The following is a 26,017-nucleotide window of genomic DNA, read 5'->3' as shown; positions in this document are numbered from 1 at the left end:
CTATGTGAAAAATAGACGTTTAGACGTCCATATATTTTATTCGACACATCACCACCGTGATGACTTGTCCGGCGCGGCATCTATACAGGGCCGCGCTTAGGGCGCCGCTGACGCCGCCGTCGCACTCGTCAACGCCTGCGCCGCATTGGCGGTAAGAATCCATGACGAGGCGGTGTCGATGACGTACTCGCTTTCGTACCAGAGGAACGGCCAGTGCGCCTTCATCTCGGGAAAGTCCGGCTTGACGATCAGCACGCCCGGCACCAGGCCGCCGGCGATGAAACTGTCATCGGCGCGGTTGTTGCCGTAGGCAGCCAGCCGCGATTGCGTGCCCACCGCCGAGACCATCGACAGGTTCGAGGCCGGATGCCGACCGAGGATGTAATCAAAGCCTCGCAGCGTGTAGCCGGTGCCGACCACATCCGGGAACGCCTTGTGCAGCATGTACATGGCAAAGGCGAAGCGGCTGACTTGCCCGGCTCCACCCCAGGTGGCGCGGCTGATCGGCACGCCAAAGGGGTTCTTCGCCAGCTGGTCGTCCAGCTTGGTCTTGTAGGCACGCAGCGCGGCTTTGAGCGATGCCTTGTAGCGGGCATCCATGTACGGGATGGCCTGCACCGCGATCCACCCAACCCGATCAAAGTGCCGGCTGATGGCCGGCTGCAACGCTTTCAGCCGTGCCTTGATATCGGCACGGCCGTGCGTGGCGAGTATCAGCTGTACGGCAGCGGCGGCCTCTTCCATGCGCAGCGGACCGCCGGTCATGCCGAATTCCTTCGGCATCGCGGGCTTCTCGGCATGCTCCTGGGCCCAAAGCTTCAGCGCCACCGTCAGACAACGTTGCGCCAGCGCGGCGTCATGATCACGCAACGTGCGGCTGGCCGAGGCCAATGCGCCTGCGGTCAGGTAGTCCAGCGACGACGAGCGCGTGGTGAATACCCAGCGGTCATCGGGCACGCCCGAATGAACGCCGTCGCGCTGCAGCGGCCCCAGCTTCGAGTCGTAGATCAGGCCGTCGGTTTTCGACGCCGCGTCGCCCAGATGCGTGTACTGGTGCAGCGTTGGCGCGATGATACCCAGAGCCGCATGGCCGAAGGCGTGATACTGCGCCAACAGTTGCAGCGCACCATGACGCGCCTGCTGCACCGCATCGGGCACGCCATCGGGCTGGCGCATGGTGACCTTGCGCGCCTTCTCGTCTACCGACAGGTTGTCCCAGTCGGTGTGGAACAGAACATCGGCCATGGCCAGATCGCGCACCACGTAATCCTGGCTCTGGGTGCGGATGTCGTAGTCCCCGGCATCGAACCAGCCTCCCACATTCAGCCCCGGCACGTGCTGACCGGCCTTGAACGGCGAATCCAGATGCGCACCCATGCGATAGCCGTCGAAATGCACGTGGTTTGGTGGCGCCTGACGTGCATCGTCGCGATGCGAATCGCCGTGCCATACACGATAGTTCTCGCGCACCTTCACATGATCCATTTCCACCGCCAGGTAGGAATCGAGCGATGGCTGCCACACCCCCTTGGCGTAAAGGTCTGGCGCAATGCGGAATGGCCCGAAGGTGTGCCCCTGATAGCGGATGGCGTAGATGCCCGGCGCATGCACGCTGGAGAAATCAAAGCGCGCATAGTTGTAGCGAAGCCAACGCCCCCAGGGCTTGATCGGACCCCGGTAGACCTCGCGGTAGCTGCCGTCGGCCTGCACCTTCATCACCCGTGCCGTGTCCGGCGCATCGTGATCGTTGGGATCGAGCTCGATCATCGCCACCTTGGCGCGCCTGGGCGTATAGCCGACCTGGTTGTACGAGACCACGGGCTTGCGCACCCACCCGGGCACCACATGCGGATGCACATGCCAGACGATGGCGTTCTTGGTGGCGCCGGCGGGAATCAGAGCGCGCACCACGAACCAGCCGTTCTGCGCCTGGCCGCGCGCGTCGTAAAGCTTCAAGGGGGCGGTGTCAGAGGTGATGGCGACCCGTGTCGAAGGATCCTCCGGCGACAAGGTCATGGTGTGGCCGCCCTGCGCCATCGGCAGCGGCTCCTGTTTGCCGTCAGCACGCGTTCGCATGGGCCCGGTGGCCGGATGGCGCGGGAAGATGCCGGAAGCTGCCCCCAGTAGATAGCTTTTGCCGAAGTAGGCACTGGGCAGAAAGTCCAGGTTGAAACCGGCCTTGCCCACCAGTTTTTTCGGCAGCGGCTGATCCAGGTTGACCGCGACGCGAAATCCGCCACGCCCTTCCGGTGTCACCACGATGTGATACATCAGCGGGATGTCGCGATAGCCGGAGCGCACCACCAGCTGGTTGGGCACCTCGCCATGCGTGCGGCGCACGAACAGGGGCACCGGGTCCCATTGCTCCGGCGTCGGCATCAGCCGCACTTCACCATCGGTGGCGATGCGCCGGTCCTCGAGAATGATCTGGATGCCGGCGTTCTTTTCGTCGCGGAACACCGGATGGAAAGTATTCTGGTGCACGACCACGTCCAGCCCCTGCATGGACAGCACATCCTGCGCATCCAGTTTCAGGCCCGAGTCGGCGGCAAGTGCGCACACGGGCCATACCGCGGCCACAGCCAGCAGTGTAAAAGCCTTGGTTCTGAGCATGTTCTTTCCCTTGATGACCAGCACCGGCATGGCTTTCGCTCATGCCACGTCGATGAAGGTATTGATCGACAGCCGCCCGTTGCCTGGGTCGGCGGGCGGAACCCGCTGACTGTCGATACACCCCGAGTGCAATGAATGGCGCCGATAGACCACCAGCCGGTTGAACCGCGCGTCCACCTTGGCCACCTGCTCGAACAACGCCGTGTCGCCATTGATATAGCCGGCCGCCGGTGCCTGTGGGCCAAGGCTTTCAGCCTCCAACTGGCGGAAGTAGGTCTCCCGGCGGGAACGGTCGATATATTCAAAGCCGGTGCCGCGGTGCCGGTAGAAGGCGGTGCCACCCCACGCACCGGGGAACAGGTAATGCACGCTGGCCAGCCCGTTGTCCTCGACCGAATCGATATGCGGCATGCGCTGCGCCATTTGCAGCTGCTGCGGCGGCGTGCAGACCAACGAGTAGTGGCACATGGAAAAGGCGAAGCGGCCGGGCTGGATGCCAAAATGCTCCGGCAGCAATGGCTTCAGAACCGACTCAAGCAGAGCCTCATATGCGGCCGGCGCACGCGCACGGATGCCCGGAAAATAGGCGCTGCGTACGTTGAAGGCGCTGCGCCCGGCCTTGTGCACCAGGCGCTCGGGCTCGGCGACCAGCGCATCAATGATCAGCAGCGGCGCACGCTCACGACCAATCTCGCGCTTTTGCACGCGAAGTTCAGGATGGGACTCGATCAACATCGCTGGCCCCTCTGCTCACGCCGGCATCGCGTGCCTTCGCGGCCACACGTCCGGCGATGCCTTGCAATAGCGGTCGATGAATGCCTGTTGCTGCGGCATCCGTGCGACGGCGTGATCAATCGGCTGTCGGATACTGGCCAACAGACGCCCCAGGTCGGCGTCGGACAGTTCGCGCGGCAACGGGTGATGCTGCCGGGGCATGACTTCCTGGCCCAGCAGCACGTGTATCCAGGAAGTGGTCGCGAACAGCTCGGCCTCTTCATGCCACACGTAGGCACGATCGCGCCAGGCGTCGATGCGACGCTGCAGTGAGTCGGGCAGCGTCATCTGCCGGCACTCGGTCCACATTTTCTCGTCGCGCTGATTGGCGTGGTAGTGCAGGATGATGAAATCGCGAACGTGCTCAAGCTCACGTCGGCAGCGGTCGTTGTAGACATCCACCAACGCGTTGGAGATGCCCTCGGAGGGAAACAGCTCGACCAGCTGCATCACCGAACTCATGGCCAAATGAATGCTGGTCGACTCCATCGGCTCGATGAAACCGCTGGCCAACCCCAGCGCAACCACGTTCTTGTTCCAGGCCTTCATGCGGCGGCCGGTACGGAAACGGACCAGCCACGGATCACGCACCGGCTCGGCACCGACATCGTTGAGCAGGCGGGCGTGAGCCTCATCGTCGGACATGTAACGGCTGTCGTACACCAGTCCGCAGCCGACGCGGTGCTGCACCGGAATGTTCCAGCGCCAGCCGGCCTCGTGGGCAATGGCTCGCGTGTACGGTTCGGGTGACGAGCGTGTCGAGTGAGCCTGCATGGCCACGGCACGGTCGCAAGGCAACCAGTGGCCCCAGTCCTCGTAACCGGTGTTCAGTGTCTGCTCGATCAGCAGGCCGCGAAACCCTGTGCAGTCGATGAACAGATCGCCATCAATCACCTGCCCGTCGTCCAGCACCAGCGCCTCTACATAACCGCTCTCGGCGTTCTGGCGGACTTCGGTGATCTTGCCTTCGACCTGCCTGATGCCGTAGGGCTGGAACTTCTTGCGCAGGAAGCGGACATACAGCGCTGCGTCCATGTGGTAGGCATAGTTGATGCCCGGCTCATCGATGATCGCGAAGCGGTCCGCCAATGACGCCATCGCCTCCAGGCTATATTGCGGCAGTTGCGAGGCCATGCCGCGCTGCAGGCTTTCCAGCCAGAACTGCTCGAAACCGGCCACCAGCGTGCCCTTGCCGGTGATGCCGAACGGATGGATGTAGCGGTGTCCCGGGCGCACGAAATTCTCGAACGAGATCGATAGCTTGAAGGTGCCGGCCACCTCGCGCAGAAACTCGCGCTCGTCGATGTTCATGAAGCGGTGATAGTTGCGTATCGGTGGAACCGTGGCCTCGCCGACCCCCACAGTGGCAATGCTGGACGACTCCACCAGCGTGACCTCCAGCTGCTCCTTGAGCTGATAGGCCAACGTGCTCGCCGCAATCCACCCTGCCGTGCCGCCACCGGCGACCACCACTTTGCGAATTCTGTTGCTAGCCACGTCTATACCTCTCCAGACTGGATCGAGCGCGGTCCTTCACTGCAAGCGCCGCGAGGTGCCCGGCTGCGGTGTTCGGCTGGCCACCCGCGTGCAGCAAATATGCGGGTTTTCCTTGCCTTGCCATTCATCGGTTCAACTGGTGGATCAGCATGGCGCGCAGCTGCCGGGCAAGGGTTTCATCGAGCGGCCCGAGCACATCACGCGCCGCTTCGGGCAGGTGCTCGCCGGCGCGCTCTGCAGGACCAAACACGTAGTAATCGAAGATCGCCCGCCAGGCGCGCTTTTCCTGCTCGGGACGATCGCGGATGCTCCAAAGTGCGTGATACAGCGCGTGCATCGGCGTCGGCACATGCGCCGGCATGCTGCTCCACCAGTAGTTGAGCAGCACGTTGAATGACTCCAGCGCCTCGACGTGGTGCCACCAGGGGTTGGGAATGAAAAGGGCATCACCAGGCTCGAGCACTGAACTGCTCGACGCGGCCAGCGCGTCGCGAAAACGCGGATAGCGGGTAAAGTCGGGTGCGGCAAAGTCGACCACACTGACCGCCTGCCCGCCCGGCGTCGGTTGCAGTGGCCCAGGGTAGAGATTGGCCACCTGCTCGGGAGGGAAGAGCGTGACCCGGCGTCGCCCGACGACGTTGCAGGCGATGTTGTTCATTGCATCGTAGTGCGCCGAGGCGATGGTGCGGTTGCCGATCCAGATGCGTGGCGGCGCATGGATGCCACAGGCGGACAAATTCAGATCCCCGCTGTCGCGAAGGCCCGGCAGCAAGGCATCCACAGGCGCCGATGCCATGTACCAGGTCGGCGGGCGCGGATCGTCCAAATGCTCAGCTATGGCATCGAGCAGTTCGTCCAGGCGGCCACGGCGAACTTCGCAATTGATGCGGGTGAAATCCTCGGTGTAGAACACCCGGCCTGCGATATCGGGCGCCCCATACGAATACTGGATGGGACGCTGGTTGTAATGACCGCGAAGACAGCTCATGGCCTCGGCCACCGAGTGCTGTCCGGCCTGTGTCAATGCCCAGTCACATGCCAGACCGCGCAGTACGACGGGCTGTCCGGCTGCCAGCAGTTCGTCGATGGGCAAACTGTCGGGCCGGATATCGGCTCGCTCATGGATGGGCGACGGGGAAGGCGCCATCGTCATCAGCCGGCGTTTGCCGCCACTTCCAGCAGCCCCAGGCGACGCTGCTTCTCGGCAATCAACCGGCGCAGGTTGTGCATGGATGCCATCACCAGATAAGCCCCTTCCAGATAGCCCGAGCGATGCAGCGCGTGCAGTGAAGCGGCATCCAGCGCGGCCAGACGCTCGCGATCGATGCCCAGCAGGCCGGTGACATTGGCGCCGTGCTCGTCGTCAAACTTGACGTCCAGCGTGATGGGCTGGATCAGGCCTGCAGCCGCAAAGGCCTGGTACATCGCCTTGCCGCCTTCGGTACCGTCCCGAATACCGCGCAACACGGTGGTGACATGTTCCAGGTACGGACTGTTGCCGCCGCGGGGGAGAAACACTGGCTCGCCATCATCGGTAGTGATGCGCGGATGGTCCAGGTCGACGCTGATCACCGCCTCATTGCGAAGCTCGCCATCGACGTCCTGCTCCTGCAGGCCGATCAGGAACGGCCCCTTGGCAATGTGCCCCGGCACGTAGCCGGCATTCCAGCGCCCCCCCTGGAGATAGAGGTTCTCGTCACGTCCGAAACCCAGCAGCACCACCGAGCGATACTCGCCGCTGTCGCTGTCTTTCTGGAAAAAGATCGGGTACTCGCGCACCAGTTCGGCATATTCGGTGGGATAGGCCGGCACCATGCCAACCGCATCTCCGAACGCTTCGCCAAAGCGGGTGTCGACGCGCAGATCCTTGTGCGCCACGTTGTTGAGCATCTCGTAACGCGCCATCTTGGCCCCCAGATCCCTTCACAACAGTTGGATATGTCGGCAACCGTTCGATTGGCCGCCAATGACGGAGGCGGAGGCCCTCGATGTGACCTCCGTCTCCTGCTCTGCCGGGCCGGTCAGAACTTGTAACGTACGCCAAGTGCGTAGCGAGGCTTCTGATCCACCACCCGCACAAACTCCCTCTCGGTACGTGCACGCCAACGCACATTCTCGCCAGTCAGGTTGATTCCTTCCAGCTGGAACGAAAGATGATCATTGACATCGTAATTGATGCTCAGATCGTACTGGTGATAGGCGTCCACATAGTACGGATTGCGGCTGTTGCCGTTCTGATTGGCCGCGGTCAGGAACTCACCACGCCAGTTCCAGGCCAGACGCACCGAAACACCGTACTTTTCATACATCAGCACCGCATTGGCACTGTCACTCAGGCCGGTCAACGCAAACTGGTCGACCCCCGGATCACCGGCATCGTTGTAATGCACATTGCCGTCGACGATGGTGTAGTTGGCCAGGATGCCGAAACCGGTCTCACCCAGGAAGTACTGCCCGCCGAATTCCCAGCCATGCAGCATCGCGTTGTGCACGTTTGCCGGCTTGGATACCGCGAAGGTGTAGAGCGGATCGTCGGGATTGGCGGTGACGTCATACTTGCTTTCCAGCGCCAGCGACTGGGCGTCGGTGCCGTTGTAGGCGGCCAGGCCGCCGGTCTCCGGATTTGAAAGCAGTGCGACGGCGGCGAACAACGAAGTGTCGTTGACCTCGCAAGGCGCCCCTGTCTGAGCCGCACAGGCGGCGCTCTTCAGGAACGCCATGGCCTGTTGGGCACGCGGGCCCGATGTCGGATCGCGTTCCCCATACAGGTTCTGGTTCGTTACCGAGGTGCCAATGAAGTTGGCCACACGCTTGTCCCAGAACGTCACCGACACATAGCTGGACTTGGCAAAGTACCAGCCAAGCCCAAGGTCGAGGTTGTCCGACGAGAGCGGCTTCAGACCCGGGTCGTTCTGGCTGCCGCTCGCCTGCGAGGACGAGTTGATCAGCGTCGAACCCGTGGGAGAGCCTGCGGTTGCGCCGGCGTAGAGATCACCGTAAGGCGCCCGCGCGATGGTCTTGCTGTAGGACGCACGGCCCTGCAGTGAGTCGGTGATGTTGATACTGAAGTCGATGTTGGGCAACAGGTTGCTGTAACTGCCCCGGGCACTGACCGGCTGCACATCCGAACCGGTCGGATTCTGGAAGTCGTTGTTGGACTGCCAGACGATGCCGCTGGGCAGACCCACCTGTGAGGTGGAATCGACGTTGGTTTTTTCGTACCGCAAGCCGAACCGCGTAGTGGTCGGCATGTCGCCCACCTGGTTGTAAAGCACCAACTGCGCATATACCGCCTTGGTGTTCTCGATGACGGTGTTGTCGGCAGCCAGGTTGGGGCTGACCCTGTAGCTGGCGTTGGGGTACTTGCTGGCCGCCCACTTGGCCAGGTCATCGGCGTTGCCGATCCAGGTGCTCTGCGCGATGCCCGACGTGTTATAGCTATCGAACAGACCGGCGGTGTTGACCGCCCTCAGGTGCTCCATCAGATCGGGATACTTGCCGGCGTCGTTGACGCCCCAGTTGCCCAGGTCCGAATAGCGCTGGGCCGCCTGGGTGCGATGCAACTTGGTCTTGGAGAAGTCCGTCCCGAACTGGAAGCGGGCGTTGTCGAAGTCCATGCTGCCGCCAAGCTTGGCTTCCTTGACCTCGGTGGTCTGCGACTGGGCGTCGATGCGCAGCGGCTGCGTGCCCAGGTTGTTGGGACCAAACGGCTGGTTGACCAGCCCGGTACCGGTGGCGTCGGACGTCGGGTACCAGGTGCGTGTGGCGATCGGCAAACCGTTGTTGAAGAAGAACTCCTGCCCCCACGAGCCGCCGCACTGCGGCCCGGTGGCGCAGTTGTTGCTGCCGGCAATACTGATGAAGGTGGCGCCGCCCCCTGTCACCGGATCGTTGGGCAGGCTCTGGCTTTTGGCGTCATGCAGGTCCAGCGTCAGATTGAGGCGGTCGTTCACCTTCCACTCGGTGTTGAAACCGATGTCGTCGAGCTTGTACTCCTGCGCGTAGTGCTGCTGCTCCAGACCGAAGTCCTTGGTACCGACCACATCACGGATGTAGGTCGGTGTGGCCACCGCGTTGCCGGTGTCAAAGGTCACGTCGGAAAAGTTCTGCTGCTGCAGCCACATGCTCTGCTCACCACGATCGGCATCGATCTGGTAGCGCGAGTAAAGGTAGTCCAGCGTCATGGTCAGGCCGTCGACCGGCGCCAGCTGGAACACCGCATGGGCGTTCTTGCGCTTGCTCCTGAAATCGTAATACGCGTAACGCACGTCGTTGGGCATCGCGTACAGCTGCCCCATCGCCGGTTCATTGACGATGTTGGTGTCGGCATTGAAACCATTGGCCGTGCCCGTCCAGGGCTGTACGGCCCAGGTGTTCTCAGTCGCCTGCGCGTTGCCACCGTGACGCTTGCTGAAACTGGCGTCGATGCCGATACCCCAGGTCTTATCCGGGTTGGCGTAGCTGAAATTGCCGGAAAACTCAGGCGTAACGCTGTTGCCGAAGGGCTCGGAAGTGTCGTACACGCCCTTGGTGCCGACCGTGGCGATCACCTTGCCGCCCTTGTGATAGAAGGGGCGATCGGTCTTGATGTCGATGGTGGCGCCGATGCCGCCGCTGGCGACGTTGGCGCGACCGGTCTTGTAGACCTCCAGCGCATTGATGCCGTACGGCGACAACTGGGCGAAGTTGAACGAACGCGTGCCGCCGTTGACATTGCCGATGGGAACCTGACCCGGTGCACCAAAGGCATCGGCGCCGGGAATCGTGCGGCCGTCCACGGTGACCATGTTGAAGTTGGGGCCAAAACCACGCACGGTGACCTGCGAGCCTTCGCCGTTGCGTCGATCAATCGATACGCCGGTGACGCGCTGCAGCGATTCGGCGAGGTTGGTGTCGGGAAACTTGCCGATGTCCTCCGCGCTGATTGCATCCACCACGCCGATGGCATCGCGCTTGATGTCCATCGACTTTTCGAGACTGTTGCGAAGGCCCGACACCGTGACCACGCTCAGTGTCGTCGCATCATTCTCGCTGGCCGGTTTGCTTTGCTTCTTCGCAGAGGCCTTGTTCGCCTGCTGCGCACTGGTCTGTTGGGCTACGGGCGTCGACACCGGCTGCTGCACGTCTTTGGCAAAGGCCGGATTGATGATGACCGCGCCGCCAACGATGGTGAATAAAGCCCTGGACTTGAAGCGGCCCAGCTTGTCCTGATTCATGTTCATCCCCTCCCCATCTGGCGCTGTTGTTGACTGACTTCGTGCTTGCGGGCCATACCGCGGCCACTGCCGGGCACATCGACCCCGTTTCTGAAGCTGATCATGGGTTCCCCTCCCTTCCTTAGTTGATGGATGGCTATTTCCACTTGTCTCGGGTGTTGTCCTCGAGCCCCATCCCAAGCCCGTTCACCCCTACCTGCCCCGGAATGGGTACGACACGCGCCCTTTCCGCGATGTCGTCGTACCGGTTCTCGATGACCCCTGGACGTGCCAAAGCTCCACGCAGCGTCGACGAAGCCACCGCTACGAATCGGATTTGGCTGTCTATGGGTCGGTCGGGTATGCGCGCTGCGGGCACGACGACCTGCGCCTAGGGCACGGGCCGGGCCTATGCCAGCGCGGCGACGGCGTTGCGCCGTCATGTGTTGGAGGTAGGGACACGCTGGATGTCCCGAACCAGCGCCAGCTGGTCTGCTGCACTCGTGAATGCTTCATGTTTTCTCCCCCCGGCATGCGCCGGCCCCTCATTCGCATTTGGTGCTTCTCAGACGATTCTTGATCGTTCTTTGCGATCTATTGAGAAGTCGTCTCTTTTGTTAGCGCTACCATATTAGCAGCCAAAAAGAAAAGCAATGCATCCCATGCATCTTGTCTATGCTAACGGCTAGGAATAATTCCGACCCATCCTAAGACCTCCCCATGTTGTCATGCGCGAAAGCGTTCCTGGCCGGCACCGGGCGCCTGCCCAGATGGGTGACCGACCAATGGATAGGCCACATCGCATCCGGCGTCATTGCCATTCCATCAGAAACCACGCCGATCGCGTCTGTCCGGGCTCGAGGCGCTGCGGGGCCAGATTGAATGCATCCGGTGGGCCAGTCTGGGGTTCGAAACAGCTCGCCTGTGTCTGCTCGTCATAGACCACCCAGTGATCGCAGTCGGAAGTCAGAACCAGCTGTTGTCCGTCACGCTGCAACAGCACCGGTTCGTGGTTGACGAAGCAGTCATCCCATGGGCCAGTCACGGGCGCAGCCAACGGTCGCACGGCGATCCCTTGCGCATCCCGCGGGTACATGCGTTCCGGCTTGAAATGGACTATTTCGGGTTTGCGAAACCACGGATGCCAGCCGAGCACCACGGGCATCCCCTGCTTGCCGGCGGTAACCGTCAGCTGCATGCGCAGCCGCATGTCAGATTCGATGGCCACGCGGTGACGGGCCGAGCCACCAAAAGGCCAGTACTCGTTCTCCGGCAGTTGCAAAGTCATCACCGCATGCTCGGCGGCGTGTTCTTCCACCTGCCAGGGCAGCGCAAAGCCCACGCCATGAATGGCGTGCTCGCCGAAATTGCGCGAAAGCTGATATTCGCGCTGTTCGAAGTTGAAGCGCCCCTCACGCAGGCGCCCTGCCCAGGGCAGCATCGGGTAACAGCCCCAGGCGATCATGGCGTGCTGCTCCACGCTGCGGTCGACCAGCCAGGGCTCGCCCTGATGGGTGATCTGCGCGATGCGGCCACCGGCGGCAGGTTCGATATCCACCACAAGGTCACCCCGCTCGATACGTAGCCGCGGCCCTTCCGGCGCCGCATCAAGCGCATCGCCGATCTGTCCAGGCGCCTGACGACCAACGCTCATGCGCTGGCCACCGGCTCGCCATAGGGATGGATGGTCTGGATGCGGCCATCCTCGTCCATATGCAGCTCGACCACCTTTACCGAGCGCAGATGTGTCACACCGCCGGACAGCACCGAGTCGTGATAGTAGAGCCACCAGCGGCCATCGAATTCGACAATCGAATGATGCGTGGTCCAGCCCACTACCGGCGACAGAATACGGCCGGCATAAGTAAACGGTCCGTAGGGCGAGTCACCGATGGCGTAGCACAGGTAATGCGTGTCGCCCGTGGAATAGGAAAGGTAGTAACGGCCCTGATAACGGTGCATCCAGGGGCCTTCGAAATAGCGCCGGTCGTGATCGCCGGCGCGTAGTGGCTGGCCGTTTTCATCGACAATCACCACCTCGCGCGGTGCTTCGGCAAACTGCTTCATGTCGGCATCCAGACGCGCCACGCGCGGGCCCAGCGCCGGCTGGTCAGCAGCAGGCTCCTGGTGATGCTCGCCGTACACGTTGTCGCGGTAGCTTTGCAGCTGGCCGCCCCACAGCCCGCCGAAATACATGTAGTGCTCGCCATCGTGATCGGCAAACACCGCCGGGTCGATGGAATAGCTGCCGTCGATCGCCTGCGGCTCCGGCGCGAACGGGCCTTCCGGATGCTGACCCACGGCCACGCCGATCTGAAAGATGCCGTCGGCACGTTTGGCCGGAAAGTACAGGTAATAGCGGCCGTCTTTGCAGGCCGCATCCGGCGCCCACATCTGGCGTTCGGCCCACGGCACATCGCGCACGTGCAGCGCGACACCACAATCGTGCGCCTGGCTTTCGGGCGAATCCATGCGCAGCACGTGGTAGTCGGTCATGCCGAAGTGATCGCCGTTGTCGTTGAAGGCGATGCCGGCATCGATGTCGTGCGATGGATAGACGTAAACCTTGCCCTGGAAAACATGCGCAGACGGATCGGCTGTGTAGATATGCGTCACCAGCGGCTGGGATACCGCCTTTCCAGCCAGCGCATCCAGTTGCTCTTGGGTCAGTTCTTCAGACATCCATTCGTCTCTTCTTGGATAGGTTTCACAACGCCGCCGCACTGGCAGCGACGGCGGCGCGGCGATCACCCAGCTCTCGCTCGATGCGCACTTCCATCGGCTTGTCGATCTCGTAGAAGAACAGCAGCGCCACACCCAGCAGGAACGGAATCGAGCAATACAGGCTCACCGAAAGGCGTATGCCCTCGACCACGTGCGGCGCCTGCGTAGCGGCGCCGGCTTCATAGCCGTAGGCGGCAAGGATGCCGGCCACCAGCGCACCGCCCACACTCAGCCCGGCTTTCAGCCCGCACAACATGGCCGAGAAGATGATCGCGGTGGCGCGGCGGTTGTTCTTCCATTCGGAGTAGTCGGCCACATCGGCGATCATCGCCCACAGCAGTGGCGTGGTGATGCCGTAGAAAAAGCCGTGCAGGATGTAGGACACCATCACCAGCCACACCGCCGTCGGTGGGTAGAACCAGAACGCCAGCAGGCACAGCGTGGACAGGAACAGCGCCCCGCCGAAGGTATCGCGCTTGCCGAAGCGGTCGGCCAGCCGGCGCGAAAAGCCGATACCGACGATCATGAAAATAATGCCGCCGGCATTGAACAGGCTGAACGCCGAGGTCGGCGGATCTTTCGGCCACTGGAACCGCGCCAGGCCCATGCCGGTCAGCGTGTGATTGAGTCCGTCGATCATCCGATCGAAGCCGATCACATCCAGAAAATGCGCCAGCTGCGCGCCATCCATGTAGTACTTGAAGTAGTACACATACATGCCGCCTTTCAGCGCCAGGTTGATGAATACCAGAATGGTCAGCGCCAGCATCACCAGCCACGGCCGGTTGCGCGCCAGATCGGCCAGATCCTCGCGGATGCTCGAACGCTGCTCGCTGGCCTGCACCACCCGCTCGCGCGTCGTGAAGAAGGTAATCAGGAAAAATATCGTGCCGATGATCGCGAACACGACCATGGTGTTGCGAAAGCCCACGGCCTTGTCGCCGCCGCCCAGGATCAGCACCAATGGCAGCAGCAGCACTTGGATGATGAACTGGGCGATCATCACCGCCACAAAGCGGAACGAGGACAAGCTATTGCGCTGGTCCATGCTGCCGGTCAGCACGCCGCTGAGCGCCGAATAGGGAAGATTGTTGGCGATGTAGATCAGTACCAGCAGCGTGTAGGTGGCCAGTGCGTAGGCCACCTTGCCGTACTCGCCCAGATGCGGCGTGGAGAACGCCAGCATGGAAAGCACACCGAACGGCACTGCCGTCCACAGTATCCAGGGCCGGAACTTGCCCCAGCGCGAACGTGTGCGGTCGGCCACGAAGCCCATCACCGGCGTGAACACGAATGCCCCGATCAGGCCGACCACGAAGATGATGGTCGCCGCCACGTCGGCAGGGATGCGATAGACGTCGGTGTAGAAGAAGGCCAGGAAGGTGACCAGGGTCTGGAAGATCAGATTGGCCGCCAGGTCGCCCAGGCTGTAGCCGATCTTTTCACCGACTGAGAGTTTTTCGGAAGTACTTGTCATCGCCGCCGCACAGTTGAGATGAACATTCGTGGCCGAATGCGGCCACCCCCTGTCCCACGCCCGCAGACGCGGGCGTGGGGTGCCATGACACTACTGCATGCAACGGACGATCAGAACGTGCCGCGAATACCCAGCATCACCGTGCGACCGGGATCGAAGTAGCTGTAGGCCGCATTGTTGTACTGGAAGGTCGAGCGCATCGCCTGATCGGTGATGTTGGTGACGTCCAGCGTGATCTGCGGCTTGGAAACCACATGCTCCAGCGTGTAGCTGGCCGAAAGATCCAGCTGCCCGCGAGCATCGGTCTTGATCCGTGCGAACGAGATGCCGTTCTGATTGGCACCCGAGGAGATCATCTTGTCGGTCCAGGTATAGGACAGGCGAACCGAGCCCGGACCATGCTCCCAGTACACCGTGCCGTTCCACAGCTTGGGCGCCACGCCCACGGCTACCGCCGGCACGCCCTCGCCCGAGGCGGTCTGGTTGACGTGGGTGAAGTTGGCGGTGAAGCCCAGGCCATCCACCCAGCCATCCAGCGGCTGCACCCAGGTCACTTCCTGGCCGTAAATCTTCAGCGTGCCGTCGGCATTGACCTGCGACTGCACCTGCACGGTGGCGTTGTCCGGGCCACCGCGCTGCTGCAGTGCCGTCTTCTGATACGGCAGCAGGCTGTCGTAGGACACACCCAGCTGATTGAACGGAATGGTGCGAATACCATTGACGGTGAAGCCGTTGATGCGCTTGTTGAACAGGTCCAGCGCAACGTAGCCGGCACCACCGGTATACCACTCGCCGCCCAGATCGAAATTGGTCGACTGGTACGGCTGCAGGTTCGGGTTGCCCTGCGTGGCCGTTTCAGCCGACGGATCGCTGAAGTTGGTGTTGGGCAGCATATAGCTGGGGTTGGGGCGGGTCATGGTGCGCGAGGCGGCCATGCGCAGCACCACGTTGTCGGCCACCGTCCAGGCCAGATTGAACGACGGCAGGAAGTCGTCGTACTTGGAGTTGAACGACTTCCAGATTGTCTGATCACCGGAGGTGACTGGGCCACTGATGTCCTGCTTGGTGGTGACGTAACGGACACCGGCGTTGAAGCGCAGGGGCCGGTTCAATAGCTCGGTAGACAGATTCGTCTCGATGAAGAAACCCCAATTGCGGTCCTTGAAGCTGCCGGTGGTGGCGCCGGTGTTGGACGCCTGCGAGACAGGAGCATTGGCGGCCAACTGGTAATAGTTGGTCGCACCCATGATCGCCGCATAGTCGGCGGTGATGAAGCCGGCCGGGCCGGGAATCAGGTACGAGGCCAGGTCCGACTGAGGAATCGCCGAACCCGCGCCACCATCACAGGTATCACTACCGGTGCCGTGGCAGACCACCTTTTCCCACGCCGGGCTGTTGTCGTAGCCGACGATCGAACGTGCTTCCTGGTCATAGTCGAAACCCAGGTCGATATTGTTGTCCTCGTCACCGATCTGGATATCCGAGCGCACGCCCTTGGTCTCGGTCACACGATGCTCTTTCTGCAGATTGACACGATTCCAGGTCCAGCCGGCATCGGGATTGTTCAGATCCACACCCGTGGTCCAGGTCGGGTGATCACCACCTGTGTTGCTGTACTGGACCGTGGTAAACGGCGAATTGACCAGGATGGAGGGGATGGTTCGGCGCATCCAGCTGCGATTGACGTGCCCCTGCACGTGCAGCTTGATGTTGCCGCTGTCACCGAAGTAGAAGTCGGCACCTGGATTGACCGCCCAGAAGTGGTCCTTCTCCGAATACGGGCGTTCCTCCAGGAAGAACTGTGCGTTGGTGAAGGTGGCATCGGTCACCACGCCATTGCCATCGACCTTCATGTTCAGCGGGATCATGTTGCCATTGCGGCCAATCAGGTCCATGTCCATGCGGTTGGTATCACGCTGCGCTTCCGAATACAGCGCGTCCAGATAGAAATGCATGTTCTCATTGGGCTTGTACTCAAACGACATGACGCCGGAGTGGCGCTTGCGGTCGTCGTTGAGGAAGGTGCTGCGGCCCAGACGCGGGATCAGCGCATTGCTGATCTGGCTGATGTTGAGATCGGGATTATGCGCCAGCAGCCAGCTGGCATCGATCGGCTGCCCGGCAACCAACCCCTGCCCTGCCGTGGCCGGCACCGTATCGGGAATACGCCAGTTGCCTCCGCCGATGGAGTTGCACGCATCAAGCGTGGGCTGTCCCGTGGTAGCGGTGCCGGCCGGCGGATTGATACCGCATTGGGCATAGGTCAGCCCCGGCGTGGTCCAGCCGATGCTTTCCCAACCGTCGACGTGCAGCTTGCTTTCCGACGACGACACGCCCACCAGCGCACCGAAGGTATTGTCGGCGTTGGTCCAGCTGCCGATCAGTGAGGCGTTGGGACTGTACTGCTTGCTGTTGCTGTTCCAGCTTTCCTTGACGTTGTAGGTCAGGTGCGTGCCCGGATGATCGAACGGACGCAGCGTGCGCATGTCGACGGTGCCGGAAATGCCGCCCTCCAGCATGCTGGCGGTCGGCGTCTTGCTGACCGTGAGCTGGGTGAAGAACTCGCTAGGCAGCAGGCTCAGATCCACTTCGCGATCCTGGCTCTGCTGATCCTGACCAATGGAAGCGGTTTCCACGCTGCCACCATCCAGCGTCACGCGCGTGAAGCTCGGCCCCAGACCACGAATGGATACGTTCAGGCCCTGCCCGTCCAGCCCTCGCGTCAGCTGCACGCCCGGAATGCGGTTCAGCGATTCGGCGATGTTGGTGTCGGGGAACTTGCCTATGTCCTCGGAAAACACCGTGTCGACAACATTCACCGCATTGCGCTTGGCATCGGTGGAAAACTGGATGCTGTGCCGGTACCCGCCCGACACTGTCACGCCCTGAAGGTTCTCCGGCTGAGATTGATCGCCAGAGGATTTTTTCTTCGTCGATGACTGTGTGCTGGTCGTCTGTGCCGCATTCGCCACTCCCTGCGTGGCGAATGCGCTGGCGCTCATGCCGAGCAGAATCAAGCCCACGGCCTGGGACAGCGTGGTACGTGCCAGATGCTTGTTCATGTAGCCCTCTCCCCTAGTCAAATGACAGGTTGATTCGAATGGTGTGTCCACGGTTCTTGTAGTGGCCTGGCCTGCGTGACAAGTCAGGCAATCCAATTCGCGCAGCATGGTAGCGCTACCATTTCCAGGACTCACGCTGCAGGGCAACATGACTCGTATAGACGAACGGAATACGATGATAAAGCATCGATTTGGCGCGCCAGTCGCGCCAGATGTGTGCGCCATAGTCAGGCCATCGGCGGAGTCGGAGGATACGCCGACGTATGCAATGACTTGGCCGTCAAAAAATGTTAGCGCTATCAATATCAGGCTGCTTGAATCATCACACCGGCTGCTTCGCCACGCCGCTGCCACCAGCTCCTGAAGGCCGCCATTTTTCCGTTTACAGCTACCGGAATGTGCATGAAATCGACAATGCCTACGGCAACCAGTACCACCACCGGCATCGGGCGCTATCGCTGGCGCGTGTGCGCCATGTTGCTGTTTGCCACCACCATCAACTACACCGACCGCCAGGTGCTGGGCGTACTGGCGCCGTTCCTGCAAACGCACTTTGGCTGGACCGAGCTGCAATACAGCGACATCGTGATTGCTTTCGAGGCCGCCTACGCGATTGGCCTGTTGTGCGCCGGCGCGGTCATCGACAAGCTCGGCACGCGCATTGGCTATGCGCTGGCCATTGGCATCTGGAGCCTGGCGGCGATGGGCCATGCGCTGGCCTCGGGCGTGGCCAGCTTCGCCGCCGCACGCTTTGCGCTGGGACTGGGTGAGTCAGGCAACTTCCCGGCCGCCACCAAAACCGTGGCCGAATGGTTTCCGCGTCGCGAACGCGCGCTGGCGGTGGGCATTTTCAATGCCGGCTCCAACTTCGGCGCGATCATTGCGCCATTGATGGTGCCGGTAATGACGGTGGCCTTTGGTTGGCAATCGGCCTTTCTGTTTACCGGCGTGCTCAGCGCCACCTGGGTCACCATCTGGCTGCTGTGGTATCGCAAACCGGAGGTGCAGTCGGCGCTGTCCAGCCAGGAGCTGGCCTATATCCGCAGTGACCCGGCCGAACCCACGGCGCGCCTGCCGTGGTCGCACATTATTCGCCATCGTCAGGCCTGGGCGTTTATCGCCGCCAAGTTCATGACCGATCCGGTGTGGTGGTTCTTCCTGTTCTGGCTGCCCAAGTTCCTGCACGCCCAATACGGCCTCAATCTGAAAGGTCTCGGCGTGCCGCTGATCGTGGTCTACGTGATGGCCGACATCGGCAGTATTTTTGGTGGCTGGATTGCCGGGCGCTTTGTACGCCTGGGTTGGAGCGTGAACCGTGCGCGCAAGACGGCCATGGGCATCTGTGCGCTGGCGGTGGCACCGATCATGTTTGCCGCGCACGCCAGCCATCTGTGGGTGGCGGTAGGTTTGATCGGCTTGGCCACGGCCGGCCATCAAGGCTGGTCGGCCAACGTCTATACGTTGACCTCGGACATGTTTCCGCGGCGCGCGGTGGCCTCGGTGGTGGGCATTGGCAGCTTCGCCGGCGTCATCAGCGGCATGATGGTCGCCCGCGCCACCGGCAAGCTGCTGGAAACCACGGGCAGCTACATTCCGCTATTCGTGCTGGCCGGCATGGCCTATCTGCTGGCGCTGCTGGTGGTGCATCTATTGGTGCCGCGACTTAAACCGGTGGCCTTCGATCGCGCAAGCTCCGATACGGTATGAGCATGACGCACGCCCTCTCCCGCCTGGCATCATCTGCACGCCGACGTATCGTCTACCGAAGCGCCCTGTCCCTCCTGCTGGGCCTGGCCTGCGCCTGTGGCGCTCAGGCACAGACATCGGCGCGCTGCGAGGTGCCAGCCGCCATATGCACAACGTCGGGTAATGATCGGCTGGCACTGATCGCCCACGACAGACCGGTATCGATTCTGGTGGGTTCTGACAACGACGCCGGTGTGCGCCGTGCCGCGCATGATCTGGCGAACGACTTCAAGCGCGTGAGCGGGCATCGCGCGCCCGTGCCGGACGCCACGCAAGCGGCGCCCACAACAGCCATCATCGTCGGCACCCTGGGTGTGGACGCGCGCATCGATCGGATCGTGCACAGCAAGCATCTGGACACCCATGACGTGCGTGGTGTCTGGGAGGGCTACCTTATGCAGGTGGTCGATCATCCGCTACCGGGCATCAAGCGCGCGCTGGTGATCGCCGGTGCCGATCGGCGCGGCACCATCTTTGGCATCTACGAGCTTTCGCGGCGCATCGGTGTGTCGCCGTGGGTGTGGTGGGCCGATGTGCCGGTGCGCCATCGCGATGCGCTCTACATCGCGCCGGGGCGCTTCGCCGATGCACCCAAGGTGCGTTATCGCGGTCTGTTCCTGAACGATGAAGATCCGGCGCTTGGCGGCTGGATGAAACAGCATTTCGGCGGCGACAACCACCGCTTCTACGCGCATGTGTTCAAGCTGATTCTGCGCCTGAGAGGCAATACATTGTGGCCGGCGATGTGGGGCGATCGCGCCTTCGCTGCCGATGATCCGTTGAACGCCAAACTGGCCAACACTTACGGCATTGTCATGGGCACCTCCCATCACGAGCCAATGATGCGCGCACATGCCGAATGGGCCCGCGACGGCCACGGACCATGGGATTACACGCGCAACAAGAAGGCACTGGATGCGTTCTGGCGCCGAGGTATCCAACGTATGGGCCATGACGAAAGCCTGGTCACCATCGGCATGCGCGGTGATGGCGACAAGCCCATGACCCAGGGCGTGGCCACGCATCTGCTGGAACGCATCGTCGCCGACCAGCGACGCATCATTGCCAGCGTCACCGGCAAGAGCGCCGATCAGACGCCGCAGGTGTGGGCGCTGTACAAGGAAGTGCAGGATTACTACGACGCCGGCATGCGCGTGCCCGATGACGTCACCCTGCTCTACTCGGACGACAACTGGGGCCATCTGCGCCGGCTCCCACCGCTGGGCGCCAAGCGTCAAGGCGGCTACGGCATCTACTACCACTTCGATTACGTCGGCGGCCCGCACAGCTACAAGTGGATCAACACCAACCAGATCGAGTGCGTGTTCGAGCAGATGCACATGGCCTACGCCTACGGCGCGCGCCAGCTGTGGATCGTCAACGTCGGCGACCTCAAGCCGATGGAATTTCCCATCAGCTTTTTCATGGACTACGCCTGGAACCCGCAAGCGTTCAGCATGGCCGACCTGCGTCGCTATCCGCGAAAATGGGCCGCGCAGCAATTTGGCGCCGCCCACGCCAAGGCCATCGGCCATCTGCTGACCCGCTACACACAGTACAACGCCCGTCGCAAACCGGAAATGCTCAGTGCCGACACCTTCAGCCTGACGCACTTTCACGAAGCGGCACGCGTGCTGGCGCAGTGGAACGGGCTGGCAAAACAAGCCAGGCGCATCGGCCAACAGCTACCGAAAGCCGATCGCGCCGCCTACGTCGAGCTGGTCGAATACCCGGTGTTGGCCAGTGCCAATCTCAACCGCATGTATGTGGCGGTGGCGCGCAACCATCTTTATGCGCGTCAGGGGCGCGCCTCGGCCAACGCCCAGGCAGCGCTGGCGCGCCGCTATTTTGCGAAGGATGCCGCGCTGACCAAGCTTTATGAGCAAGGCATCGCCGGCGGCAAATGGAATCACATGATGTCGCAGGCCCATATTGGGCCCGGTGCCGAAGCCTGGCGCGACCCCACGACCAATACCTTGCCCGCGTTGAAGCACGTCGACGTACCGGACGCCGCCGCGCTGGGCGTGGCTGTCGATGGCGATGCCCGCGCCTGGCCAGGCCCAAAGGCAGTGGCCACACTGCCCACGCTGGATAGCCTGGAAAGCACGCCGGCGACCATCAGCGTGTTCAACCGCGGCCGCGGCGGGCTGCGCTTTACCGCGCACACGTCCGCGCCCTGGCTTCATGTTCAACCGTCGCAGGGCCCCTTGCAGCAAGACCAGCAGCTGCACGTGCGCGTCGACTGGGCGCATGCACCCGTTGGTCGCCACACCGGCGAGATCACGCTTGCCGGCAGTGATGGCAGTCAGCTGAAAGTCAACGTGCCCATTCGTCACCGCACCGACAACCGCGACCTGCACGGCTTTGTCGAAACCCACGGGCGCGTGGTGATGGAAGCGGCGCACTACACCCACGCCAAAACGCCCACCGGCATCACCTGGAAACGCATCGACCACCTTGGCCGCACGCTGGCCGCCATGACCGCCTGGCCGGTCACGGCGTCCACCTCGCCCACGAATGCCCACGATGCGCGGCTGGACTATGCCATGCACCTGGAACACGCCGGCCGCTACATAGTGCGGGTGCTGGTCTCACCAACGCTCGACGTGTTGCATCGCGGCGGCCTGCGCTTTGCCGTTTCACTGGATGGCCAGGCACCCAAAGTGCTGACCATCCAGGCCGATGCCGAGCCAGGTCACTCCCACTTCAAGGCCTGGGAACGCGCCGTCAGCCACAACATCTACGTGGCCAAGACGACACTGGATATGCCCAGCGAAGGCCAGCACACGCTCACACTGTGGCGCATCGACCCAGGTGTCGTGTTCCAGCGCATCGAGTTGAGCCGGCACCCGCTGCCAGCCAGCTATCTGGGCCCGCCGGAAAGCCCTCGCCTCCCCGTTTCAACCTCCAAGCACGGATCATCATGAGCCAAGCACACCCGCTCACCCTGCAAGAAGATCGCCTGTTCGCCTCCGACCCCACCCAGCGCGCCATCGCGCGACGGCTGTATGCGCACGTGGCCGGCCTGCCGATCGTCAGTCCGCACGGTCATACCGACCCGTCGTGGTTTGCCGGCAACGCGCCGTTCGCCAATGCCACCGAGCTGCTGCTGGTGCCCGATCACTACGTGTTCCGCATGCTCTACAGCCAGGGCGTGTCGCTGGACGCGCTGGGCATTCCGCGTGCCGACGGCTCGCGCGCCGAGGTTGATCCGCGCGAAGCCTGGCGCGTGTTCGCGCGCCAGTTCCACCTGTTCCGCGGCACCCCGTCATCGATGTGGCTGAACCACGTATTCCACGAGGTGTTCGACCTGCGCGTGCGGCTGGATGAGCACAGCGCCGATCACTACTACGACCGCATCACCGCGGCACTGCAAACGCACGCATTCCGGCCGCGGGCGTTGTTCGAGCGCTTCAATATCGAGGTAATCGCCACCACCGAAGGCCCCACCGACAGCCTTGAGCATCATCAGGCCATCCGCGACAGCGGCTGGGGTGGCAAGGTGGTCACCGCCTATCGCCCCGACCCGGTGACCGATCCCGAGCACCCGTCGTTTGCCGATGCGCTGGCGCAGTTTGGCCAGATCACCGGCGAAGACACCCATCAATGGGACGGCTATTTGCGCGCGCACCGCAAGCGCCGCGCCGAGTTTGCCGCCATGGGCGCCACCTCGACCGACCACGGCCATCTGACGCCGGCCACCGCCGACCTGGATGCGGGCGCCGCGCGCGCCTTGTTCGACCGCGTGGTCGCCGGCCGTGCTTCGGCCGCCGATGCCGAGCTGTTCCGCGCACAGATGCTCACCGAAATGGCGCGCATGAGCCTGGATGACGGCCTGGTCATGCAGATTCATCCGGGCTGCTATCGCAACCACAACCGCGCCTTGTTCGAAACCTTCGGCTGGAACAAGGGCGCCGATCTGCCCCTGGCGACCGAATACGTGCACGCGCTGAAACCGCTGCTGGATCGCTTCGGCAACGAGAAGGATTTCCGACTGATCCTGTTCACGCTGGACGAGAGCACTTACTCGCGCGACCTGGCGCCGCTGGCCGGACACTACCCCAGCCTGTTCCTGGGACCGGCCTGGTGGTTCCACGATGCCCCCGAGGGCATGTGGCGCTTCCGCGAGCAGACGCTCAGCGCGGCCGGCTTCTACAACACCGTGGGCTTCAACGACGACACCCGCGCGTTCCTGTCCATCCCGGCGCGCCATGACGTCGCGCGCCGTGTCGACTGCGCGTTCCTGGCCAAGCTGGTGGCCGAGCACCGCATGGACGAAGACGAAGCGGCGCAGGTCGCGCACGATCTGGCCTACCGCCTGCCCAAGCAGGCCTACAAGCTGTAAGCCCAAAAAGGACGGCAGGCCCCATCGCACGGCCTGCCATCCTGCGTCATTACACGATGCGGATCGCCTCACGCGTGGCTTGCGGCGAACCATCGCCCAGTGCGGCGTAGGCTTCGGTGATCGACTGGCGAATACGTGCATCGCCCGACCACGGCGCAAAAACGCTATCGAGCGCCAGAAAGGCGGGCACATCCGCCTCGGCCTGACCGCTGGCAGCACGGCCCAGTTCGCCAAGCCGCGCTTCCAGCGGATCGACCAGACGTTCGCCAGCCTGCGCTTGCCGACGCACAAAGTGCATCCAGGCGGCCACCGGCAAGCACAGACGCGCGATGTCCGCGCCAGCGTCCAGCGCATCGGCGATGGTGCCCATCAGGCGTACCGGCAGCTTCTGCGAACCATCCCAGGCAATCTGCGAAAGCTTGTGGGCGATCGCCGGATTGCGAAACCGCGCCAGGATGGCGCTGGTATAGGCCTGGGCATCGAAGCCCTGCGGAGCCTTCAATGTGGGCGCCATATCCTGACGCATCAGCCGTTCGACAAAACCAGCCAGCGCCTCGTCACGCATGGCCTCGGCCACGGTACCGATGCCCATCAGCGAACCGACATAGGCCAGCGTGGAATGCGGCCCATTGAGCAGGCGCAGCTTGGCGCGATCGTAACCGGCAATATCGTCACTCAAGGTCACGCCCACGCTTTCCAGCGCCGGGCGCGCATTGCAGAAACGATCTTCCACCACCCACTGCGTGTAAGCCTCGCGCTGGATCGGCCAGGCATCGGCCACGCCCAGCTGGCTGCACACACGCTCGCGCAGGGCATCGTCGGTCGCCGGCGTGATGCTGTCGACCATCGAGCGTGGAAACGCCACCTCGCGCTCGATCCACTGCGCGAGCGCGCTGTCGATACGTTCGGCGAAAGCCAGTACAGCGCCGCGCAGACGCCCGCCATTGTCGGCCAGATTGTCGCAACTGAGTACGGTGAACGGTGCCGTACCCTGGCGATGGCGCTCGCGCAGACCGGCGACCAGATAACCGATCGCCGAGCGCGGCGTCTGTGGCGAGGCCACATCATGGACGATGTCCGGGTGCGCCATGTCCAACCCGTCACCGGCCAGGCAGTAGCCTTTTTCGGTGATGGTCAGCGTGACCAGTTTGATCTGTGGTTGGGCCAAACGCGTCAGCACCTGCGCCTGCTGCTGGGGCGCACACAAGATTTCACGCAGGCTTCCAATCACACGCAGCGAAGGCTGCTCGTCCAACAGCGCCAACGTGTAAAGGCCATCCTGCGTGGCCAATGCATCGCGCACACCGGCGCTGTGCAGCGATACCCCGCAAATGCTCCAGCGCGGATCGGTGGCCAGCAGCGCATCCAGATACACCGCCTGGTGCGCGCGATGAAACGCGCCCGGGCCAAAGTGCACGATGCCGATATCCACATCATCCAGCGCGTAGTTTGGCCGCTCGACGGCGTCGGGTAGCGATGACAGCGTGGCGCGACTCAGTACCGCGCGCGTCGTCTTCGTGCTCATCAGCGTTTTACCTCCAGGCTGTCGTCATCGAGCAGCGCACGGATGGCCGCTTCGCCCACCCGATTGACGTCACCAGGGATGGAGTGTTTCAGGCACGCCGCGGCGACCGCAAAGTCGAGCGCATCACGGCGCTCCCAGCCACCCCAAAGCGCGTGCAACAGGCCGGCAGCAAAGGCATCGCCGGCGCCGATGCGATCGACAATCCCGGCCAGTTCGAAAGCGCGGGTTTGCAGCACGCCCTCGCGTGTGGCCATCAGCCCGCGCAATTGCTGTACCTCCACCGATTGATGCGTGCGTTCGGTGGAGGCCATGCCCGCCAGTTGCGGCCACGCCTGCAAGGCCAGCTCGCTGGCGGCCTGAAACCGCGCCATGGCCGAATCGTGTGCAAAGTGCTTGCCCAGCAACAAGGCGATATCGCGATCGTTGCCGAACAGCCAGGTGGCCTCGGCCACCAGCGCCCTCAACACGGCGGGCGCTTCGTGCAATCGATCGCCCCACAACTTGCTGCGGAAATTGCAGTCGAACGACACGCCCATGCCAGCGCGACGCGCGGCGCGCATGGCCTGACGCGCCGCTTCGGCCGGTGCCGGGCCCAAGGCCGGCGTGATGCCCGAGACATGCAGCCAGTCGGCGCCCTCCAGCAGCACCGGCCAGTCGTAGCGATCAGCGGCGGCGCAGGCGAAGGCCGAATCAGCGCGGTCGTACAGCACTTCGGCGGGGCGCTGCATGGCGCCGGGCTGAAGAAAATACAGCCCCATGCGCCCCTCGTCCGTGCGCACGGCGCAGGTATCGACACCATGGCGGCGCAACTCGCCTGCGCACGTAGCACCCAACGCGTTGTCGGGCAGCGTACTGACCATCACCGCCTCGTGGCCCAGGTAGGCCAGCGAAGCGGCCACATTGGCCTCGGCGCCACCAAACTGCACATCCAGCCGCGGCGACTGCAGCAGGCACTCGCGACCCGGAGCGGAAAGCCGCATCAGCAGCTCACCGAAACACACCACACGCCGCGGCCGCCTGTCGGCGTGGCTTGTCCTGCTCATCGTCATGTTATGCCGT

General features: G+C 62.9%; 15 protein-coding genes. 3 read left to right on the top strand and 12 right to left on the bottom strand.

The window, feature by feature from the left end; genetic code table 11:
• Nucleotides 1-96: 96 nt before the first annotated feature.
• The 10 genes from HBF24_RS01635 to HBF24_RS01590 form a co-directional block, all read right to left on the bottom strand.
• Entirely contained in the window at nt 97-2,613 is a 2,517-nt protein-coding gene (locus HBF24_RS01635; protein WP_167167937.1) for a glycoside hydrolase family 9 protein, read from the bottom strand.
• A gap of 39 nt (nt 2,614-2,652) precedes the next feature.
• Complete coding sequence (locus HBF24_RS01630; RefSeq protein WP_167167934.1) at nt 2,653-3,348, bottom strand: DUF6445 family protein; 696 nt, start codon at nt 3,346-3,348, stop codon at nt 2,653-2,655.
• A 15-nt stretch (nt 3,349-3,363) separates the two neighbouring features.
• A complete protein-coding gene (locus tag HBF24_RS01625; RefSeq protein ID WP_167167931.1) occupies nt 3,364-4,884 on the bottom strand; it encodes a tryptophan halogenase family protein in 1,521 nt (506 codons plus the stop codon).
• Between the two features lie 124 nt (nt 4,885-5,008).
• A complete protein-coding gene (locus tag HBF24_RS01620) occupies nt 5,009-6,037 on the bottom strand; it encodes a cupin-like domain-containing protein (protein WP_167167928.1) in 1,029 nt (342 codons plus the stop codon).
• Nucleotides 6,037-6,789: a SapC family protein gene (locus HBF24_RS01615; RefSeq protein ID WP_167167925.1), complete on the bottom strand. Its 753-nt coding sequence runs from the start codon at nt 6,787-6,789 to the stop codon at nt 6,037-6,039. The genes HBF24_RS01620 and HBF24_RS01615 overlap by 1 nt, the downstream gene beginning before the upstream one ends.
• Nucleotides 6,790-6,905: 116 nt before the next feature.
• A complete protein-coding gene (locus HBF24_RS01610) occupies nt 6,906-10,100 on the bottom strand; it encodes a TonB-dependent receptor (RefSeq protein WP_167167922.1) in 3,195 nt (1,064 codons plus the stop codon).
• Between the two features lie 790 nt (nt 10,101-10,890).
• Nucleotides 10,891-11,733, bottom strand: coding sequence for an aldose epimerase (locus HBF24_RS01605; protein ID WP_167167919.1), 843 nt, complete (start codon nt 11,731-11,733; stop codon nt 10,891-10,893).
• Nucleotides 11,730-12,761: a glycoside hydrolase family 43 protein gene (locus HBF24_RS01600; protein ID WP_167167916.1), complete on the bottom strand. Its 1,032-nt coding sequence runs from the start codon at nt 12,759-12,761 to the stop codon at nt 11,730-11,732. Before HBF24_RS01600 ends, HBF24_RS01605 begins: the two co-directional genes overlap by 4 nt.
• 25 nt (nt 12,762-12,786) lie before the next feature.
• The gene (locus HBF24_RS01595; RefSeq protein WP_167167913.1) at nt 12,787-14,280 is read right to left on the bottom strand and encodes an MFS transporter; all 1,494 of its coding nucleotides are present in this window, start codon (nt 14,278-14,280) and stop codon (nt 12,787-12,789) included.
• Nucleotides 14,281-14,390: 110 nt separating this feature from the next.
• A complete protein-coding gene (locus HBF24_RS01590; protein WP_167167910.1) occupies nt 14,391-17,342 on the bottom strand; it encodes a TonB-dependent receptor in 2,952 nt (983 codons plus the stop codon).
• Between the two features lie 402 nt (nt 17,343-17,744).
• Here HBF24_RS01590 and HBF24_RS01585 point away from each other — a divergent pair, with 402 nt between their 5' ends.
• From HBF24_RS01585 to uxaC, 3 genes are read left to right on the top strand one after another with little or no spacing between them, the layout of a single operon-like run.
• Nucleotides 17,745-19,049 (top strand): MFS transporter, encoded by a 1,305-nt coding sequence (locus HBF24_RS01585; RefSeq protein ID WP_167167907.1) that lies wholly within the window; start codon nt 17,745-17,747, stop codon nt 19,047-19,049.
• 2 nt (nt 19,050-19,051) lie between these two features.
• Nucleotides 19,052-22,015 (top strand): glycosyl hydrolase 115 family protein, encoded by a 2,964-nt coding sequence (locus tag HBF24_RS01580; protein ID WP_167167904.1) that lies wholly within the window; start codon nt 19,052-19,054, stop codon nt 22,013-22,015.
• A complete protein-coding gene (gene uxaC, locus HBF24_RS01575; RefSeq protein WP_167167901.1) occupies nt 22,012-23,433 on the top strand; it encodes a glucuronate isomerase in 1,422 nt (473 codons plus the stop codon). Before HBF24_RS01580 ends, uxaC begins: the two co-directional genes overlap by 4 nt.
• Nucleotides 23,434-23,482: 49 nt before the next feature.
• Here uxaC and HBF24_RS01570 read toward each other — a convergent pair whose 3' ends face one another.
• A complete protein-coding gene (locus HBF24_RS01570) occupies nt 23,483-24,958 on the bottom strand; it encodes a mannitol dehydrogenase family protein (protein WP_206064117.1) in 1,476 nt (491 codons plus the stop codon).
• Nucleotides 24,958-26,001: a sugar kinase gene (locus tag HBF24_RS01565; RefSeq protein WP_167168741.1), complete on the bottom strand. Its 1,044-nt coding sequence runs from the start codon at nt 25,999-26,001 to the stop codon at nt 24,958-24,960. The genes HBF24_RS01570 and HBF24_RS01565 overlap by 1 nt, the downstream gene beginning before the upstream one ends.
• Nucleotides 26,002-26,017 lie beyond the last annotated feature (16 nt).

The organism is Oleiagrimonas sp. C23AA (genome assembly GCF_011759385.1).
Taxonomy (GTDB): domain Bacteria; phylum Pseudomonadota; class Gammaproteobacteria; order Xanthomonadales; family Rhodanobacteraceae; genus Oleiagrimonas.
This window is presented reverse-complemented; position numbering and strand designations above follow the sequence as displayed.